17 protein-coding genes and 1 tRNA gene are annotated in these 18,752 nt (G+C 40.6%); 11 read left to right on the top strand and 7 right to left on the bottom strand.

Annotated features, from left to right (window positions below; translation table 11 throughout):
* From NTU69_01865 to rpoC, 11 genes are all read left to right on the top strand, one after another.
* The coding region (locus NTU69_01865) for an elongation factor Tu (protein ID MCX5802273.1) at positions 1–120 on the top strand (120 nt) is incomplete at its 5' end.
* A 12-nt stretch (positions 121–132) separates the two neighbouring features.
* Positions 133–282: a 50S ribosomal protein L33 gene (rpmG, locus tag NTU69_01860; GenBank protein ID MCX5802272.1), complete on the top strand. Its 150-nt coding sequence runs from the start codon at positions 133–135 to the stop codon at positions 280–282.
* Between the two features lie 2 nt (positions 283–284).
* Positions 285–358 (top strand) — tRNA-Trp (locus NTU69_01855).
* 17 nt (positions 359–375) lie between these two features.
* On the top strand, positions 376–579 hold the full coding sequence (secE, locus tag NTU69_01850) for a preprotein translocase subunit SecE (GenBank protein ID MCX5802271.1): 204 nt from the start codon (positions 376–378) through the stop codon (positions 577–579).
* Positions 580–583: 4 nt separating this feature from the next.
* Complete coding sequence (gene nusG / locus NTU69_01845; GenBank protein ID MCX5802270.1) at positions 584–1,117, top strand: transcription termination/antitermination protein NusG; 534 nt, start codon at positions 584–586, stop codon at positions 1,115–1,117.
* 12 nt (positions 1,118–1,129) lie between these two features.
* Positions 1,130–1,558 carry a 50S ribosomal protein L11 gene (rplK, locus tag NTU69_01840; GenBank protein MCX5802269.1) on the top strand — a complete coding sequence of 143 codons (429 nt, stop codon included), beginning with the start codon at positions 1,130–1,132 and terminating at the stop codon, positions 1,556–1,558.
* Between the two features lie 117 nt (positions 1,559–1,675).
* Positions 1,676–2,380, top strand: coding sequence for a 50S ribosomal protein L1 (gene rplA / locus NTU69_01835; GenBank protein MCX5802268.1), 705 nt, complete (start codon positions 1,676–1,678; stop codon positions 2,378–2,380).
* Between the two features lie 121 nt (positions 2,381–2,501).
* Positions 2,502–3,023 carry a 50S ribosomal protein L10 gene (rplJ, locus tag NTU69_01830; GenBank protein MCX5802267.1) on the top strand — a complete coding sequence of 174 codons (522 nt, stop codon included), beginning with the start codon at positions 2,502–2,504 and terminating at the stop codon, positions 3,021–3,023.
* A gap of 12 nt (positions 3,024–3,035) precedes the next feature.
* On the top strand, positions 3,036–3,431 hold the full coding sequence (rplL, locus tag NTU69_01825) for a 50S ribosomal protein L7/L12 (GenBank protein MCX5802266.1): 396 nt from the start codon (positions 3,036–3,038) through the stop codon (positions 3,429–3,431).
* A gap of 109 nt (positions 3,432–3,540) precedes the next feature.
* Positions 3,541–7,656 carry a DNA-directed RNA polymerase subunit beta gene (gene rpoB / locus NTU69_01820; GenBank protein MCX5802265.1) on the top strand — a complete coding sequence of 1,372 codons (4,116 nt, stop codon included), beginning with the start codon at positions 3,541–3,543 and terminating at the stop codon, positions 7,654–7,656.
* 93 nt (positions 7,657–7,749) lie between these two features.
* The gene (rpoC, locus tag NTU69_01815; GenBank protein ID MCX5802264.1) at positions 7,750–12,237 is read left to right on the top strand and encodes a DNA-directed RNA polymerase subunit beta'; all 4,488 of its coding nucleotides are present in this window, start codon (positions 7,750–7,752) and stop codon (positions 12,235–12,237) included.
* On the opposite strand, the gene ybgF is transcribed toward rpoC, so the two are convergent.
* The 7 genes from ybgF to NTU69_01780 form a co-directional block, all read right to left on the bottom strand.
* Entirely contained in the window at positions 12,214–13,059 is an 846-nt protein-coding gene (gene ybgF / locus NTU69_01810) for a tol-pal system protein YbgF (GenBank protein ID MCX5802263.1), read from the bottom strand. The two genes, rpoC and ybgF, sit on opposite strands and share 24 nt — an antisense overlap.
* A gap of 14 nt (positions 13,060–13,073) precedes the next feature.
* Complete coding sequence (pal, locus tag NTU69_01805; protein MCX5802262.1) at positions 13,074–13,607, bottom strand: peptidoglycan-associated lipoprotein Pal; 534 nt, start codon at positions 13,605–13,607, stop codon at positions 13,074–13,076.
* A 44-nt stretch (positions 13,608–13,651) separates the two neighbouring features.
* On the bottom strand, positions 13,652–14,932 hold the full coding sequence (tolB, locus tag NTU69_01800) for a Tol-Pal system beta propeller repeat protein TolB (protein ID MCX5802261.1): 1,281 nt from the start codon (positions 14,930–14,932) through the stop codon (positions 13,652–13,654).
* Positions 14,919–15,818: a selenium metabolism-associated LysR family transcriptional regulator gene (locus tag NTU69_01795; protein MCX5802260.1), complete on the bottom strand. Its 900-nt coding sequence runs from the start codon at positions 15,816–15,818 to the stop codon at positions 14,919–14,921. Before NTU69_01795 ends, tolB begins: the two co-directional genes overlap by 14 nt.
* Positions 15,819–16,352: 534 nt before the next feature.
* A complete protein-coding gene (locus NTU69_01790) occupies positions 16,353–17,102 on the bottom strand; it encodes an NAD-dependent deacylase (protein ID MCX5802259.1) in 750 nt (249 codons plus the stop codon).
* Positions 17,103–17,187: 85 nt separating this feature from the next.
* The gene (locus tag NTU69_01785; protein ID MCX5802258.1) at positions 17,188–18,045 is read right to left on the bottom strand and encodes a DUF2520 domain-containing protein; all 858 of its coding nucleotides are present in this window, start codon (positions 18,043–18,045) and stop codon (positions 17,188–17,190) included.
* Positions 18,042–18,752 (bottom strand): AsmA-like C-terminal region-containing protein (locus NTU69_01780; protein ID MCX5802257.1); only part of this gene is annotated, 711 nt, incomplete at its 5' end. The genes NTU69_01785 and NTU69_01780, both read right to left, overlap by 4 nt.

Here is an 18,752-nt window from a genome sequence, read left to right as displayed (position 1 = left end):
AATGTGACCCTTACAGTAGAGCTTGTGACACCCATTGCCCTGGAGAAGGAACTCCGCTTTGCCATACGGGAAGGCGGGAAGACTGTGGGAGCAGGTGTGGTCACAGAGATTATAGAGTAGAGAGGATAGAAGATGAGGCAGCTTGTAACTCTTGCATGTTCCGAATGCAAAAATAGGAATTATACAACTACAAAAAATAAACAGAAAACGCCTGATAGATTGGAAATCAAAAAGTACTGTAAATTTTGCAAGAAACATACCGCGCACAAGGAGACAAAATAAGAAGGCCAGTAGCTCTAACGGATAGAGCACCGGACTCCAAATCCGGGTGTTGGGGGTTCGAATCCCTCCTGGCCTGTAAATTTTGGAGATGTTATGGATCTTAGAGGCAGTGTGGAGAGGTTAAAGGAGTATTTCAGGGAGGTTTTTTTAGAAGCAAAGAAGGTTACCTGGCCCTCAAAAAAGGATACGGTAAAAGGAACATATATAGTTCTAATCACTGTTATAATTACTGCAATATTTCTTGGTATTGTAGATGTAGGGCTGGCAAAAATTATACAGGCATTATTACGTGGATAATCAAATGGAAAAAAAATGGTATGTAGTGCATACTTATTCTGGTTACGAACAGAGGGTTAAGGAAAGTTTACAGGAGAGTATAAAGAACAATAATATGGAGATATACTTCGGGGAGATTATCGTTCCATCAGAGATTATTATGGAAAGGATAAAGGGTCAGGTAAAAAAGTCCCAAAGGACTGTATTCCCTGGTTATATTATTGTAAATATGGTGATGAATAACGACACATGGTACCTTGTAAGAAATACTCCAAAGGTTACTGGTTTTGTAGGATATGATAAAATGAATCCACCTCCACTACCTGAAAGAGAAATAAATGATATTATCTATGCGATTCAGGAAGGAAAGGGTAAAATAAAACCAAAGATAAGGTTTGAAAAGAGTGATAGTATTAAAGTGACAGAAGGGCCTTTTACAAACTTTACGGGTAGTGTAGAGGAAATAAAACCTGAAAAGGGCAAGGTTAAGGTGCTTCTCAATATCTTTGGACGAACAACACCTGTAGAATTGGACTTTATCCAGATAGAAAAAATATAAAGGGGTGAAGAAATGGCAAAAAAGGTTGTTGCTTTGGTGAAATTACAGTTGCAAGCCGGCCAGGCAACCCCATCACCACCTGTTGGACCTGCCCTTGGTCAGCATGGTGTAAATATAATGGAATTTTGTAAAGCCTTTAACGAAAAGACGAAAAACCAGGAAGGCACTGTTATTCCTGCATTGATAACAATTTTTTCAGATAGAACCTTTAGCTTTATCACTAAAACACCTCCGGTGACATTTCTTATAAAGAGGGCGGCAAAATTGGCTAAAGGAGCACACAATCCGAAAAAAGAAGTAGTCGGAAGCATTACAAAATCCATGATAAAAGAGATTGCACAAATTAAGATGCCAGACCTCAATGCACAGGATTTAAACGGGGCAATAAAGATCATTGAGGGATCTGTAAGAAGTATGGGGTTAGAAGTAATAGAAGGGTGACGTGAACACAGGGGTAAGCGGCCATGGGGTCAAGGGGTCAGGTGAAAACCCTGAACCCCTCTAATCCTTGAACCCTCCGGCCCTTTCCAAGAGTTTATTATAAGAGGTGATATAAATATGGCAAGTATGGGGAAAAAATATTCAGAGGCGAGAAGTAAGGTAGATAGAGAAAAAAGATATGATATGGAAGAGGCCCTTGATATGCTTCCACAGATTTCTTATGCAAAATTTGATGAAACAGTTGAGTTAGCTTTAAGACTTGGCGTTGATCCAAGACATTCAGAACAAATGGTGAGAGGCACTGTGGCCCTTCCGAATGGATTGGGCAAAAAGGTCAGGATACTTGTTTTTGCAAAAGGCCAGAAAGAGAAAGAAGCCCAGGATGCAGGTGCGGATTATGTTGGTGCTGAAGATTTAATTGAAAAGATTCAGAAAGGATGGGCGGATTTTGATAAAACAATATCTACTCCCGACATGATGGGAATGGTGAGTAAACTTGGTAAGATATTGGGACCAAAAGGACTCATGCCGAACCCAAAGGTAGGGACAGTTACTTTTGATATAGCCAGAACTGTAAAAGAAATGAAGGCAGGAAGGGTGGAATTCAGAGTCGACAAGGCAGGTAATCTCCACGTTTCTGTTGGTAAAATTAGTTTTGGAAAAGAGAAACTATTTGAAAATATAAACTCACTTCTTGAAGCAGTCATTCGGTTGAAACCACCTTCAAGTAAGGGAACTTATATAAAAGGGATCGCTGTTAGTACAACAATGAGCCCAGGTATAAAAATTGATCCTGCCTATGTGAGAAATTTGACTAAATAGGGAAAAGGTCAGAGAAAGTAGGTGCATGGGTGTTAAACGATTACGGCCTACCGAGACTTTTTATCACTTGGTCTCCCTGACTTTCCATATATATATATTTAGAAAGGAGGGATGAAAACCATTGGAAAGAAGAAAAAAGGAAAAGGTAGTTGAGGAATTAAAGAAAAAACTTAAACAATTGAATTACATGTTCCTCACAGGATACAGCGGTATGAATATGGGTCAGTTAACGCGGCTTAGAAGGGAACTACGGAATGTGGATGTTGAGTTTAGTGTGGTGAAGAATAGCCTTTTGAAGATAGCATCGGCTGGAACAAGAGCAGAAGCGTTAAGGGATAAATTTTCTGGTCCCAACGCAATCATCTGCATTTATAAAGACCCTATAAGTGCAGCACGGGTGCTATCAAGTTTTTCTAAGGAGATTTCCAATTTAAGATTGAAAGCGGGGTTTTTGGGTGAACAAATAATAACCCCTGAAGAGATTATGAAACTCGCCACATTGCCATCAAAGGAGATACTTGTAAGCAGGTTCCTTGGCTTACTCCAGGGAACACCCCGGAGGTTCTTGTATGTCCTTTTGGGTAATCTTGTAAAACTTATGTTAACTTTGAATGCAATAAAAAACAAAAAAGAACAAGCGTGAAGGAGGAATTAGATGGCCATTAAAAGAGAAGATGTAATAAAATTTATTGAAAATATGACAGTCCTTGAACTCTCAGAGCTTATAAAAGAATTAGAAGAAAAATTTGGAGTACAAGCAGCTATGTCTGTTATGGCACAAGGTCAAGGAGGTGGGGCTGCCCCGGCACCTGCTCAGGAGGCAGTAGCAGAGGAAAAGACAGAATTTAATGTAATACTTGCTGGCTACGAAGCGGATAAGAAGATACAGGTGATTAAGGTTGTAAGGGCTATCACAAGTCTTGGCCTTAAGGAAGCAAAGGACCTTGTAGAAGGGGTACCCAAGCCTGTTAAGGAAGGTGTTTCTAAGGAAGAGGCTGCTAATATTAAAAAACAGCTCGAAGAGGTAAGTGCAAAGGTAAAAGTAGAGTAATAAACAAAAGGATTCGAGGGTTCTGGGATTCGAGGGTTCTGGGGTTAAAACCGCTTGACCACTTGAATCCTGGACCCCTCGAATCCTTAAATTAAGAGGTGAAAATTATATGAGGGAAACTTTTCGTAATAAGATTTTTAGAAAGAACTACGGGAAGATAAAAGAGATCCTTGAGATTCCTAATCTTATTGAAATTCAACTTGACTCTTATGAAAAATTCCTGAATAGAACTGTATCCCCGGAGAAAAGAGAGAATATAGGATTACAGGCAGTTTTCAATAGTGTATTTCCGATAAGAGATTCCCATGATACAACATCCCTTGAGTTTGTCAAATACGAGATAAGTGACCCGAAAAATTCCGAAGAAGAATGCCTTTTTAGAGGGCTTACATTTGCAACGCCTATGAAGGTTACAATAAGACTGGTGGTGTGGAACGTTGATCCTGATACAAAAATTAGAGACATCAGGGCAGTAAAGGAACAAGATGTATATTTTGGAGAAATCCCTCTTATGACTGAGAGGGGAACATTTATAATAAACGGAACCGAGAGGGTTGTTGTCAGTCAGTTACATAGATCACCTGGTGTTTATTTTGATTGCGACCAATCGAAATCACCCTTAAGCGGAAACTTTTCATATACGGCGAGGATAATTCCATATAGAGGTTCATGGTTAGATTTTGAATTTGACCATAAGGAACTCATTTATGTGAGGATAGATAAAAAGAAGAAAATCCCAGTAACATTACTTTTAAAGGCTTTAGGGTATACAGACAAGGAGATCCTTGACTATTTTTATGAGAAAGAGAAGGTTATTATAAAAGATAAAAAGCTTTTTAAACAAACACCTCTTACACTTCTTGTTGGGCAAAAAGCACCCGCTGATATATTGAACGAAGAAACCAATGAAGTATTGGTGAAAAAACACAAAAAGATTACGAAGGTTATTATCAAGAAAATGGAGCTTGCCAAAATCAATAGAATACGTATTGAAGAAGAGGATATTATTGGAAAGGTAAGTGCAAGTGATATTTTTGATCCGAAGACAAATGAGGTGTTGATTCCGATAAATAGGGAAATCACAGGGGAAGATCTGGCCAAACTCATAAGCAAAAAGATAAAAAACTTTGATATACTTTTTATTGATAATCTGAATGTGAGTCCATCATTAAGAAACACATTGCTCAGTGATAAGGTTGTTACAAAGGAAGAATCACTTATTCAGATATACAGAAAATTAAGGCCAGGAGACCCGCCTACTATAGAATTTGCTGAGGCCCTTATTCATAATATGTTCTTCAGTCCTGAGAGGTATGATCTTTCAAAAGTGGGCAGACTTAAGATAAACCATAGGATTGGGCTTAATGTGCCACTTGATGTTACTACCTTGAGAAAAGAGGATATTATCGAGGTGGTAAAACATCTCATTCGGTTAAAGGATTCGAGAGGACCTGGCGATGATATAGACCACCTTGGTAACAGAAGGGTGAGAACAGTAGGTGAACTCCTTGAGAATCAGTTCAGAATGGGTCTTGTGAGGATGGAAAGGGCTATAAAGGAAAGACTTACCTTTCCGGAGATGGAAACCTTGATGCCCCATGACTTGGTTAATCCAAAACCTGTTGCAACCGCAGTGAAAGATTTTTTTGCGAGTAGCCAGCTTTCCCAGTTCATGGATCAAACAAACCCCTTGAGCGAGATAACACACAAAAGGAGACTAAGCGCCCTAGGACCGGGGGGGCTTACAAGAGAAAGAGCAGGGTTTGAGGTTCGAGATGTGCACCCCACCCATTATGGGAGGATATGCCCTATAGAAACACCTGAAGGTCCAAATATCGGTTTAATAGCTTCTCTTGCAACGTATGCAAAGGTGAATGAATTTGGATTTATAGAAACACCATACAGGGAAGTAGTTAATGGGAAGGTGACTGATAAGATAAGATACTTTAGTGCCCTTGAGGAGGAACAATACTATGTTGCACAGGCAAATGCCCCTGTGGATGAACATGGTAAATTTAAGGCAGACCTTATCTCTGCGCAAAAAGGGGGGGGATTCTTTTTAATAAGCCCCGACCAGGTGAACCTTATGGATGTTTCCCCGAAACAACTTGTGAGCGTTTCGGCTGCATTAATTCCTTTTTTAGAACATGATGATGGTAACCGTGCTCTTATGGGTTCCAATATGCAAAGGCAGGCAGTTCCATTGGTTGTTACAGAGGCCCCGCTTATTGGTACTGGAATGGAAAAAATCGTTGGAAGAGACTCGAGGGTGACGAAAGTAGCAAAGAATAGCGGTGTTGTTAAAAGTGTCGATGCAAACAGGATTATTGTAAAATATGAAGAGAAAAGTGGGCGCGAAGAACCGGTTACCAAGATAGATGTTTATAATCTTTTGAAATTTCGAAGGTCAAATCAGGATACATGTATCAACCAGAGGGTTATTGTGAAAGAAGGGGATTATGTGAAGAAGGGGGATGTCCTCGCAGATGGTCCTTCTACAGACAGAGGTGAACTCGCCCTTGGCAAAAATGTACTGGTGGCATTTATGCCGTGGAGGGGATATAACTATGAGGATTCCGTACTTATAAACGAGAGGCTTGTGAAGGAAGATGTTTTCACATCTATCCATATAGAGGAACTGGAGTGTGTGACAAGGGATACAAAACTTGGTAAAGAAGAAGTAACAAGGGATATTCCAAATGTAGGCGATGAGACCCTTAAAGACCTTGATGAAAGCGGTATAGTAAGGATTGGGGCCACGGTAAAACCTGGAGATATACTCGTTGGAAAGGTTACCCCAAAGGGAGAGACCCAGCTTACACCTGAAGAAAAACTGCTGCGCGCAATTTTTGGTGAGAAAGCGGGGGATGTAAAGGATACATCCTTGAGAGTTCCTCATGGTATAGAAGGGATTGTAACTGACGTGAAAGTGTTATCCCGTAGAGGGATTGATAAGGACGACAGGAGTAGAGATATTGAAGATAAAGAAATATCTAATATTCTAAGAGACCAGGAAGACCAGGTAAAGATTATTTTAGAGAGCACGAAGGAAAAGATAAAAGGTCTATTGGTTGGCAAGCGTGCTCCAGCCGATATTAAGGACGACAGGGGAAAAACGTTTATTAAAAAGGGTGAAGCCTTTACTAAAGAAAGAATCGATAATATCAACCTGGATAGATTGCAGGACGTGAGTTTTAAGAATGAGGAATTGGAGAGCAAGATTAAAAAGGTTTTTGATAGCAAAGAAAATCAGATAGAGCTTATAAGGCTTTACTATGAAGATAAGATAAACAAGATAAAAAAAGGTGACGAACTACCTCCAGGCGTGATCAAGACAATCAAGGTATATGTGGCAATGAAAAGGAAGGTTGCTGTTGGAGATAAGGTATCTGGTCGACATGGAAACAAAGGGATAGTCTCGGTTATACTTCCCGAAGAGGATATGCCATTCATGGAAGATGGGACGCCCATTGATATTGTCCTGAATCCACTTGGAGTTCCATCGAGAATGAATGCAGGCCAGATTCTGGAAACCCATCTGGGGTGGACAGCAAAGGAACTTGGGAAGAAGATCGGTGAACTGGTAGATAATTACTACAAAAATTGCTGTTCCCCTGATGTGATAAAAAGACACATTAAGAAGGTGTTTGGAGACGGGGGGATAGGAAGTTTCTTAGAAAAATTGGATGATGAAGAAATAATAAACCTTGCAAGCCAGATGAGAGAAGGTATTAATGTTTCAGTACCTGTTTTTGATGGCGCCAAAGAAGAAGAGATAGATAAATTATTTAAGATGGCAGGGTTACCAGAAAGTAGACAAACTACATTATATGATGGGAGAACAGGGGAGCCCTTCCACCACAAAATCACAGTTGGTTACATGTATTTCTTGAAATTGCATCATCTTGTTGACGATAAGATTCACGCACGATCCATAGGGCCTTATTCGCTTGTTACCCAGCAACCCCTTGGAGGGAAAGCGCAATTTGGTGGCCAGAGGCTTGGAGAGATGGAAGTGTGGGCACTTGAAGGATACGGAGCTGCTTATTCCTTGCAGGAATTTCTTACAATTAAGTCTGATGATGTAAATGGAAGGATAAGGGCTTACGAGGCTATTGTAAAAGGCGAAGATGTGCTTGAACCGAGCTTGCCTGAATCTTTTAACGTGCTGGTAAAGGAATTGCAGAGCTTATGTATTAACGTTGACCTCATAAAAGAAGAATGAGGAAGGCAGTGTTGAGTGCTAAGTGCCTAAGTCGTTGCAGGATCTTAACTCAAAACTAAAAACTTAGAACTGCATTAAGAAGGAGGCAATACATTGGAAGAATATTTTAAGGCTTTTGATAAACAGAAAGACCCGTTAAGCTATGCGGCTATCAAGATATCTTTAGCCTCTCCAGAGCTTATTGAGAAATGGTCATATGGAGAGGTGAAAAAGCCGGAGACGATAAATTACAGAACCTTCAAGCCAGAGAGAGACGGTTTATTCTGTGCAAAGATTTTTGGCCCTGTGAAAGATTATGAATGTATCTGTGGAAAATATAAAAGGATGAAACACAGGGGTATTATATGTGAAAAGTGTGGAGTAGAGGTAATACAATCAAAGGTAAGAAGAGAGAGGATGGGCCATATAAAGCTTGCCTGCCCTGTCGCCCATATATGGTTTTTGAAAAGTATGCCGAGTAAAATCGGGACATTACTTGAGCTGACAATAAAAGAAGTGGAAAGGGTTTTATATTTCGAGATGTATATAGTTATTGAACCTGGTTCATCTCCATACGAGTTTTGCGAACTTATTACTGAAGAAAAATATTTGGAAGCAAAAGAGAAGTATGGAGAGACATTTGTAGGAGGGATAGGCGCTGAGGCCGTAAGGGAATGTTTGAAAAAGATAGATATAGAGGAACTTACAAAGCGACTGAGAGAGGAAATGAGAGAGACCTCAAGTGATGCAAAAAAGAAGAAGCTTGCAAGAAGACTTAAAGTTGTAGATGCATTCATGATTTCAGGTGTCAAGCCTGAATGGATGATACTTGATATTATTCCTGTACTTCCTCCAGAACTAAGGCCGCTTGTCCCGTTAGATGGTGGGAGGTTTGCAACTTCGGACCTCAATGACCTGTACAGGAGAGTGATAAATAGAAACAACAGGTTGAAGAGATTAATGGAACTCAATGCCCCTGAAATTATCATCAGAAACGAGAAAAGAATGTTGCAAGAGGCAGTGGATGCCCTTTTTGATAATTCGAAAAGAGGCAGGGTGGTTACAGGGGCAAACAAGAGGCCCCTTAAGTCCTTGAGTGATATGCTCAGAGGCAAGCAGGGAAGGTTCCGCCAGAACCTCCTTGGAAAACGAGTAGACTATTCCGGTAGGTCTGTTATTGTTGTTGGTCCTGAACTCAGATTACACCAATGTGGTCTTCCAAAATATATGGCCTTAGAGCTTTTTAAACCTTTTGTGTATAACAGGCTGATAAAGAAGGGATATGCTACCACAATAAAAAATGCGAAGAAGATTGTTGAAAAAGAAAGACCTGAGGTATGGGATGTACTTGAAGAGGTAGTAAAAGAACATCCGGTACTACTGAACAGGGCCCCAACCCTTCATAGGTTAGGTATCCAGGCCTTCGAGCCGTTACTTATTGACGGGAAGGCAATACAGCTGCATCCCCTTGTCTGTCCCGCATACAACGCAGACTTCGATGGTGACCAGATGGCGGTTCATGTGCCTCTTTCGGTAGAAGCCCAGACTGAAGCGAGGGTCTTGATGATGTCAACAAATAATATTCTTTCACCTGCAAATGGCAGGCCTATCATCGTGCCGACACAGGATATAGTACTTGGTCTCTATTATTTAACGGTAGATAGGAAATACAGAAAAGGTGAAGGTAAGATATTTTCAGATCCAGAAGAGGTAAGGATTGCTTATGACGCAGGTGAGGTTGATTTACACGCGAATATAAAGGTGAGAATTGATGGTACCCTGGTCGATACAACCACAGGAAGAATGATATTGAGAGATGTCATTGAAGATGCCTTGATGGAGTGGAGGGAAGAAAAGAGACAAACAATATTGAAAGAGATTTTTACTCTGATAAACAGGGTAATGGATAAGAAGACAATAGCTCAACTTATTGACAAGTGTTACAGGGAAGGAGGAGAAAAAAGTACAGTTATCCTCTCTGACAGGTTGAAGGATTTGGGTTTTTATTATGCCACACTGGGAGGTATTTCGATAAGCATCGATGATATGAAAATCCCCGAGAAAAAGAAAGAGCTCATTGAGAGAGCAAAGAAAGAGGTAAAGATTTTTCAGAAACAGCACTCCGAAGGTTTGATAACCGATGGAGAGAGATATAATAAGGTCATAGATGTATGGGCGGATGTAACAGAAAAAATAGCAGATGAGCTTATGAGGGAACTTGGATCGGAAAAGGTTATAAGCCCTGATGGTAAGATAGAGTATCAGAATAGCCTCAACCCTATATTCATGATGGCCCATTCCGGTGCAAGGGGAAATGCACAGCAAATAAGACAGCTTGCAGGCATGAGGGGGCTTATGGCAAAACCCTCTGGCGAGATCATAGAGACACCAATTACAAGTAACTTTAGAGAAGGTCTTGACGTTTTGCAGTACTTTATATCCACTCATGGCGCAAGGAAAGGTCTCGCTGATACTGCACTAAAAACGGCAAATGCAGGCTACCTTACAAGAAGGCTTGTTGATGCGGCTCAGGATGTTGTGGCAACGGAATATGATTGTGGCACCTTTGATGGTATTGAGGTGAGTTCTTTAATGGAGGGCGGTGAAGTAATAGAACATTTAGGCGCAAGAATCCTTGGAAGGGTCGTGCTCGAGGATCTGAAAGACCCCGATGGAGAGATTATAGTCAGGAAAAATGAGGAAATCAGAGAAAACCACCTTAAAAAAATAGAGGATGCTGGGTATGAAAAGGTAAAAATCCGTTCTGTTCTTACTTGCAGGTCAAAGAGAGGTGTTTGTGTCTTATGCTATGGAAGGGACCTTGCGAGGGGTCGGCTGGTAAGCATAGGTGAAGCAGTTGGGATTATTGCTGCACAATCTATTGGAGAACCTGGAACACAGCTTACACTGAGAACCTTCCACATAGGTGGAGCGGCATCAAGAAGGGTTGAACAATCCACATTGGAAGCAAGGAACGAAGGATATGTGGAGTCTGCAAATGTAAAGGTCATTTTGAACAGGGATGGTATCCCCGTTGTAATGAACAGGAATGGCGAAATTGCCATTGTTGATGGAGCTGGAAGGGATAGAGAAAGGTACCCGGTGATATACGGAGCTAAACTTAAAAAAGGTTCATACGAATTTTATGTGGATCAATTTACCCGTGGTTTGAGAGTCGATGCCCTGTGTAAGGAAATAAATAAATATGGATATGGAAAGGAGTTCAAGATATCGAGTAATACAGTTGAAGACTTAAATAAGATTTTAGAGGTTCCTAACTTTTATGATCTATGCTTGAAGAAAAAAGGTAAGTCTTTAAAATTGACTGTATATGTACAGAAACTTATTTCTGAAACAGAAAGCTATCGCAACAAAAACTTTTTAAAGTTATCTGAAAAGCAGCAACATAACATTTTAAAGTTAAATAGGTTGATTTTAGAATCAATCTTTCCAAAGAGTTGTCCGAAAAGTCTTTACGCCACTGAAGGTCAGATATTAGCAGAATGGGATCCCTATACAATCCCAATTCTTTCTGAAGAATCAGGAAAGGTCAAATTCGGTGACATCATCGAAGGCGAAACAATGCAGGAGAGTAAGGATGAAGTTACAGGCCTTTCATACAGGGTTATCATTGAACCGAAAGATCAGGAAAAAAGACCCCGAATTTCTATCAAGGATGGAAAGGGTAAAACAAAAACCATTCCCGGCACAACAAACCCTGCAAGGTATATATTGCCTGTAGGAGCACACATAGTGGTAAATGAAGGTGACAATATCTATGCCGGCGATGTAATATCGAAGATGCCAAGAGAAACTACAAAAACCAAGGATATTACAGGAGGCCTTCCAAGGGTAGCGGAACTTTTTGAGGCAAGGAGACCCAAAGAAAATGCTATCGTGAGCGAGGTGAATGGATTTGTCTCTTTTGGCAAAATGTCCAAGGGCAGGAGAGAGATAATCGTCAACCCGGAAAGAGGGGAACCAAAAAAGTATATAATCCCCAGGGGCAAGCATGTCATTGTACATGAGGGGGATTATATAAAAGCTGGAGAACCGCTTATGGACGGTCCTGTAAACCCCCACGACATATTACATATAAGTGGGCCAAAAGCCCTTGCCCGCTATCTCGTGGACGAAATTCAGGAAGTCTATCAATTACAGGGGGTTAAGATAAACGATAAGCATATAGAAATTATCGTAAGGCAGATGCTGAAGAGAGTAAGAATAAAGGATGTTGGTGATACGAACTTTATCATAGATGAACCTGTCGAGTGGTGGATATTTGAAGAAGAAAATAAACGGGTGATAGAGATAGGGGGAAGACCTGCTCAAGCAGAACCCTTGTTCCTCGGAATAACAAAGGCTTCACTAATCACAGATAGTTTTATTTCTGCAGCAAGTTTTCAGGATACAACAAAGGTCCTCACCCAGTCCTCAATAGAAGGGCGGGTAGATTATCTGAGGGGACTTAAAGAAAATGTAATCATGGGGAGGATTATCCCTGCAGGAACAGGTTTTTCAAGGTACAGAAGCTACGATATGGCAGTTCTTGATAAGACAGAGGAAGGGCACGAGGAATTAGTTGAGGTTGAGGGCTCTTAACTTCCTCTCCGCTATAACTGCCTCTTCAGTTTTTGGAAAGAGTTCTATAACCCTTTTTAAAATAGTTATAGAACTCTTTTTGTCATTTACAGAATTGAACGCCTCTGCCTGTAAAAGCAGAGCCCTTGGAGCCTTTTCACTCTTTGGGTATTTGTCGATTATTTCTTGAAAATAGAGGATTGCCTTTTCATAATTCTTGAGCATAATATAACTCTCCCCTATCCAGTAGTATGCGTTTGGTATAAGGGGTGTTCCTGCATTAGACTCAATAAATTCTGAAAATTTCTTTATGGAGTCTTCATACATGCCCTTTTGAAAGGTATCAAATGCCTCTTTATATTGAGTTTCATAGTTTGTTTCTCCTAACTGAGGAACTATTTGTGTTTTGCCACCTCCTTTTTTCAATAGGTTTATTTCACTCTTTGTCTCGTTCCAGTATGTTCTTAACTGGTGTTCCAATTCGTCCAATTTTCCCATTATAATCTTTGTGTTATCCTCTCTACTGTCAATCGAATTAGACAGATTGATGAATTGTTTTCTTATGTTTTCGTCCTCTTTTACTATATTGGATAATTTCTTGTCTGTTTCTTCTCTATAAAGGTTGAACTCGTTGTATATCGATGTAATACTACTCCTCAATTCTGTTGTCTCTTCTGTAGATGCACAACCGAACATACCAATCATAACAAGAGAAAGGATAATAAAGATTTGAGGATTCAAGGATTCAAGGATTCGAGTGGTCGAGTGATTTTTTCTTGACCCCTTGACCCCTTGACCCCTTGACCCCTGGGTTTTGTTGTTTAGTTTGAATTTGTTTAACATGTCTCACCCCTCTTTTAGTCAATCTTAAAGTGGGCACGTCTGTTTTTTGCCCATGCTTCTTCTGTATGGCCTGGATCGAGAGGAAGCTCTTTACCGTAAGATATTGTCTTGATTCTTTTTTCATCGACCCCTAATTTTACCAGATGATCCTTTACTGTTTCAGCCCTTTTTTGTCCGAGCACGAGGTTATACTCTGCTGAGCCTCTTTCGTCACAATGTCCTTCTACTGTGATTCTTATATCCTTGTAATTTTTTAGCCAGCTCCCTATCTCTTTTAGTCTGGGAAGCTCATCTGCCTTGACGACATAACTGTCAAATTCAAAATAGATATCTTTTAAAAGGGATTTTTTCATTTCTTCAAGCATCGATCTTTCCCTCTCCTGCCTTGACCTTGCTAATTCTTCCTCTGTAACACCACCTTCTTTTTCCCCTTTTCCAAATGCTGGTCCTTCTTTCCCTATAGCCCCGGGTTGTTCGAGTTGAACTACCTTTGGAGCACATCCACAGAAAATGAATAGGACAGTTATTAAAATAATGAAATATTTCATAAAACCTCCTTTATTAATACTATAGGGGATAGGCCCCTGTTCTTCTAAGGTATAAATTTTGGTTGTTCTGCATCCCCCTCTGTAAACTTCAACATCCTCTTGCCCTCGCCATTATACAGCATCATATAAATATTATATCTCCCTCCCCTTTTTGATGAGTATATGATATACCTCCCGCAGGGTGAAAACTGTGGAGAATCATTTATACCCCCATTTGTCAGCACCCTTTGATTGGAACCGTCAGCATTCATTACACATATTTCAAAGGAACCTTCAATGCTGGATACAAAGGCGATTAAATCCCCCTTTGGAGAAAAACAGGGTGAAGTATTATAGTTTCCATAGTATGTGAGCCTTTTTATGTTCCCTGAAGGGAGGTCTTGCATAAAAATCTGGGGAGTTCCATACATATCTGAAACAAACACCATTTTTGTACCATCCGGGGAGAACGAGGGTGAGGTATATATACCTTCTTTGCTCAGTATCAACCTTTTATCACTTTTTTCTATGTCAAAGGTGTATATAGAAGAATATCTGCCTGAAGTGTGTGAAAACCCTAACGTTGCTTTGCCTATCCAGGTTGTTCCAAACTTCATCCCCTCTCCTCTCTCTACATGAATCTCCCTGTTTTTTTCTAAATCCATAATAAAAAGATTGGGTTTCCCTTCTTTATAGGAAGTGTACGCTAAGTACTTCCCATTAGGAGAGACTGATGGCAGGACCGTTATGCTCCTGAAATTCGTGAGCCTTTTTGTGTTGTGTCCATCGAGGTCTGCTGTGTATATTTCTTTCTGGCTCCTGCCCCCTGCAACAAAAACTATCCTTGAACTCATAATCCCTTTTTCGCCTGTAACAGTTAGTACTATATCGTCTGCAAGCCTGTGAACTATCTTTCTCCATTCTTCTGATTTTGCTCTATATCTTTTTGCAAGCATCAGGGAACCATCAATGGTATCGTAGAGATACGCTTCAAGTATTATCTCGCCATCCTTTTGCTGGAGTTTGCCTTTACATAAAAGTTCAATGCCAATGGACCGCCAATTCCCAAATTTTATCTCCTGTTTTTCTATCCCTTCATCGGAAAGTTCTCTATCGAGGAGTGAACTTGGTGCGACAATAAAGAACCCGGATATGTCCAGGTCTTTATTTAAAAGTTCGCTCATATCTGCCCTCAATCTATCAATTGTTTCACTTTTGAAGGAAGGTACCCCTATCGTGATCTTTTTAAAGGTCTTTCCATAGATATCAAGGTAAATCTTGGCTTCAGTATTGGTTGTAATACAGGTTAGAAATATAAGAATGATTATCCATTTAAGCTTTCTCATGTCCTCTCCATTTATCTATGATTTCTATCAATGCCTTCACCTGTGGCAAGATGGTTTTCCCTTTCTTTGTAATAATGTAAAAAGACCTTTTTATATCCGGGAATCCTTCGACATGCAAGATTTTAAGGTTACCCTTTATAACATCATTGTTTATTGCCCTTTTTGAGATATAAGATATTCCCATCCCATCCTTTATCGCTTCCTTTATTGCTTCTGTATCAGATAGTTCTGCGGCTATTTTTAAATCTGCTGGAGCGGCAGCTTTTAACTTCCTTAAAGCCTGTTCAAAGCTATTCCTTGTGCCTGAGCCGGATTCTCTGACAATCAAAGGGTAATCTTTCAGGTGATTTATATTTATGGAGTCCGGGTATTGACACGGAGCAGCGATGACAATGGTATCATCAAGAAACCTCTTGTATTCTATCTTTTTTGTTTCATCTTTTGCCCCGACAAAACCTACATCAATTTCACCCTGCTCCACCTTGTTTATCACATCTTTTGTATCAGAGATGGTAAGCCTTATCTCAATTCCGTTGTATTGTTTTTTAAAGATATTTAACGCCTGCGGGAGAATATATACACCTGGTATGTTGCTTGCCCCCACAAGGATGGCACCCTTTTTTAAACCCTTGAAGGCAGCTATTGCATCAGCTGTTTCTTTTTTTAAATAGAGAAAGTCTTTCGCATATTTGAGTAAAATTTCTCCTGCTTTAGTAAGCATTACATTTCTTTTTGTTCTGTCAATTAATCTCACATTAAAATATCTTTCCAGATCTACTATCTGCTTACTCACTGTGGGTTGTGTGAGATAGAGCACATCTGCTGCCTTTGTGAAGCTCTTCAGTTCAGCAACCTTCGCAAATGTTTCCAGATGTCTCAAATCCATGTTGAAAAAAGAATAGTATATCTGTCCTTGCTATTCAAGAAAAAATGTGCCCTCTTGAGAACCCGTGATAGGCGAGGCACAGGGCTGTGTGAAAATTTCCTATTATTGTGCGCCGGAACACTGTTTCCCTCGACGCTCCGGCTCCGCGTTTCTTACCCCACCCGCAAGCGGGTACCCGGACTCGGAATTCACTCAATTCGTGAACTCGTGCTTCGCACTTAAGACAGCACGTACGGTTTCATTGCGAACGGATGTGAGCAACATTGTCCTCCTGCCTGTCGGCAGACAGGTCGGAACGCAACCTTCAGCCGGGTACCCATGGAAGTATAACATGGGTGGCCACCAAGAAATGCTCGATATCGCGCTCAGGAAAAGTTCTTCCGGCGTTAAGCAATTTTCTACTCACCACTCCCGACTTACCACTTACGGCTTTTATCGCCGGAACACTTGTAAAACCGTATACCGTATATCATCTCTCTGGTTATGACAAAATAGACAGGAAAGACTGAACAGACAGGATAGACGGTTCACGCGTTACGCGTCACGGTTTCTTTCAATCATGCCTTGTACAAGCTTGGGCAGGATGTCACCAGATTTTCCAAAAAGAGATATGTCCGCTATGGTGCTTATCGGTGTTGGCTCAAGGTTCACTTCTATCACAGAACCGCCGTTATCCTTCACAGTCTGCGGGAAGGAGGCTACCGGATATACAACCCCTGATGTGCCTGCCACGATGAGTGTATCGCACATCTCCATAACTCTGTAAGCCTTTTCAATCCAGGATTGTGGGATAGATTCTCCAAACCAGACGACGTCAGGCCGTAACAACCCTCCACATTCACACGTAGGGGGAATTGTCTTTAACGGGACATCCATAAGCATGGAGGTCTTACTGTCTTTCATGCATCTTACCCTCCACAGGTTTCCGTGGATCTCAACCATGTTCTTTATTCCTGTCCTTCCATGGAGACCGTCTACATTCTGGGTGATGAGGAAAAAGTTATCAAAAAGGTCTTCAAATTGTTTTATAGCGAGGTGACCAAGATTTGGTTCTGCCTTTCCGATTATTCCCCGTCTCCAATCGTACCATTTCCAGACCGTATCAGGATCGCGCTCAAATGCCCATGGGGTTGCAAGGTCTTCTGCCCTGTAATTCTGCCATAGGCCGTCATTCCCCCGGAATGTTGGTATGCCGCTTTCTGCGGATATCCCTGCACCTGTAATGACAAGGAGAAATTTTGTCTCAATCAGTTTGTCTATTGCTTTCTCAATCATTAACTCCATCATAATAGCTTAACCCCGCAACTACCAAGGGTTCAAGGATTCAAGGGGTTGAGGGTTCGAGTGATACCCTCGACCCCTTATAAATCTATATTTCCTCCAATACATTTTTTAAAAGCTCCAATACCTCTTTATTTAGAATCTTTCTTTTTTTTACCAGATCGAGAGCAGCTAAGGAAAGGCCCTTATATATCCTTTTTTGCAGTTTCATATTGCCCATTGCCTGGATATGGTCAATAATAGTACCAACATCGCCCCGAATCACTGGCCCTGTGAGCGACATAAACGGACCTTTAGTCTCGATATTTTTTAGTGTGGCGTTAATGATAGGAAAAAATGGCTCAAGTTCTATACCAATCCTGTCCATGATGCCTTCACCAGCATAGAGTAGTGCACACAAAAGGTTACATACAAATACTGCAGAGAGATGATAAAGCACTTTGTTTTTACCCTCTATTGTTACAACCTTATAACCGATGTGTGTTCCCAAAAATTCCAATCGTTTGAGGGCCTTTTTGTCACCTTCAATAAATATATATGTGCTTGGCAGGACATTTATTGCGCTATCGATATCAGGAAAGGTTTGAAGGGGATGTAGAGAACCGAGAATAGCCCCCTTTTTCTCAAGAGGGGAAAGAATGGAAGAGGGGTGGGCGCCGCTTGTATGAAAGAATAATTTGTTTTTTACTGTTTTAAAGCCTTTGAAAATCTCTTTTGCTACCTTTTTGATCTCACCATCCTGTGTTGTTATACCTATGATATCCGAAGATTTTACAATCTCACTATTATCTGTTGTGTAAATACAGTCATTGCCTAAATATCTCCTTGCGACATTAAGCTGTGCCTTTCTTATGTCAGAGGCCCCTATAATATCAAGCCCCCTTTTTCTCATCACATATCCTATTGATATGCCTACCTTGCCAGAACCAATGATCCCTATCTTCATTCTTCAAAAACCTCTTTTGGTAAGACCAGTATGTTTCTCAATATATCAACCATTCCGCCGCCGATACTTTCTGTGAAATTTAAACTTATATCAGGGTCATTTATCGGCCCTTTTACATTGTAGGCTGTGTAGAGAAAACCCTTCTCTTTTACCCTGATAATTTTTCTCAGGATGGGGATCTTATTTATAATTCTGTCCACGGTAACAAGGGGTGATACAGCGATACTCCCATCTATTTCATTTTTATTCATGTCCAGATTGCCATTTCCGGTTATTAACATAGATGGGCTATCTATAAGGAAATCCTTTGTATTAAAAATACCGTTCTTAACAGTAAAGGTTGCCCCCATCCTTTTGTATGACAGGCCCTCCTGTTTTAAATCTATCTTACCTTTAAGAAGGTCATAGACATTTAAAAGTCCAAATATCTTTGAGAGAAGATTCCACTTTTTTATCACACCACCCTTACTATACACGATGAGGTTACCGTTCATCCTGCTGAGAAGCCCTTTCATATTGTTCCCTTCGGATGATAAGCTTCCATATAACATTGCCCTGCTATCAAGTACATGCGTCTCTTCCCCGAAAGCCTTCAGAAACATGCCACCGGTTATTCTACTAACCTTACCAGTCGCATATATGTACGGGGTGGCTCCTGAAAGGTCGATTATACCGTAGATATTGGCGTATCCACCGAGTGTATTCAT

This window comes from Pseudomonadota bacterium (genome assembly GCA_026388215.1).
Lineage (GTDB): Bacteria > Desulfobacterota > Syntrophorhabdia > Syntrophorhabdales > Syntrophorhabdaceae > JAPLKF01.
The sequence above is the reverse complement of the archived record's forward strand: the minus strand, read 5'-3'. Positions and strand labels throughout refer to the sequence as shown.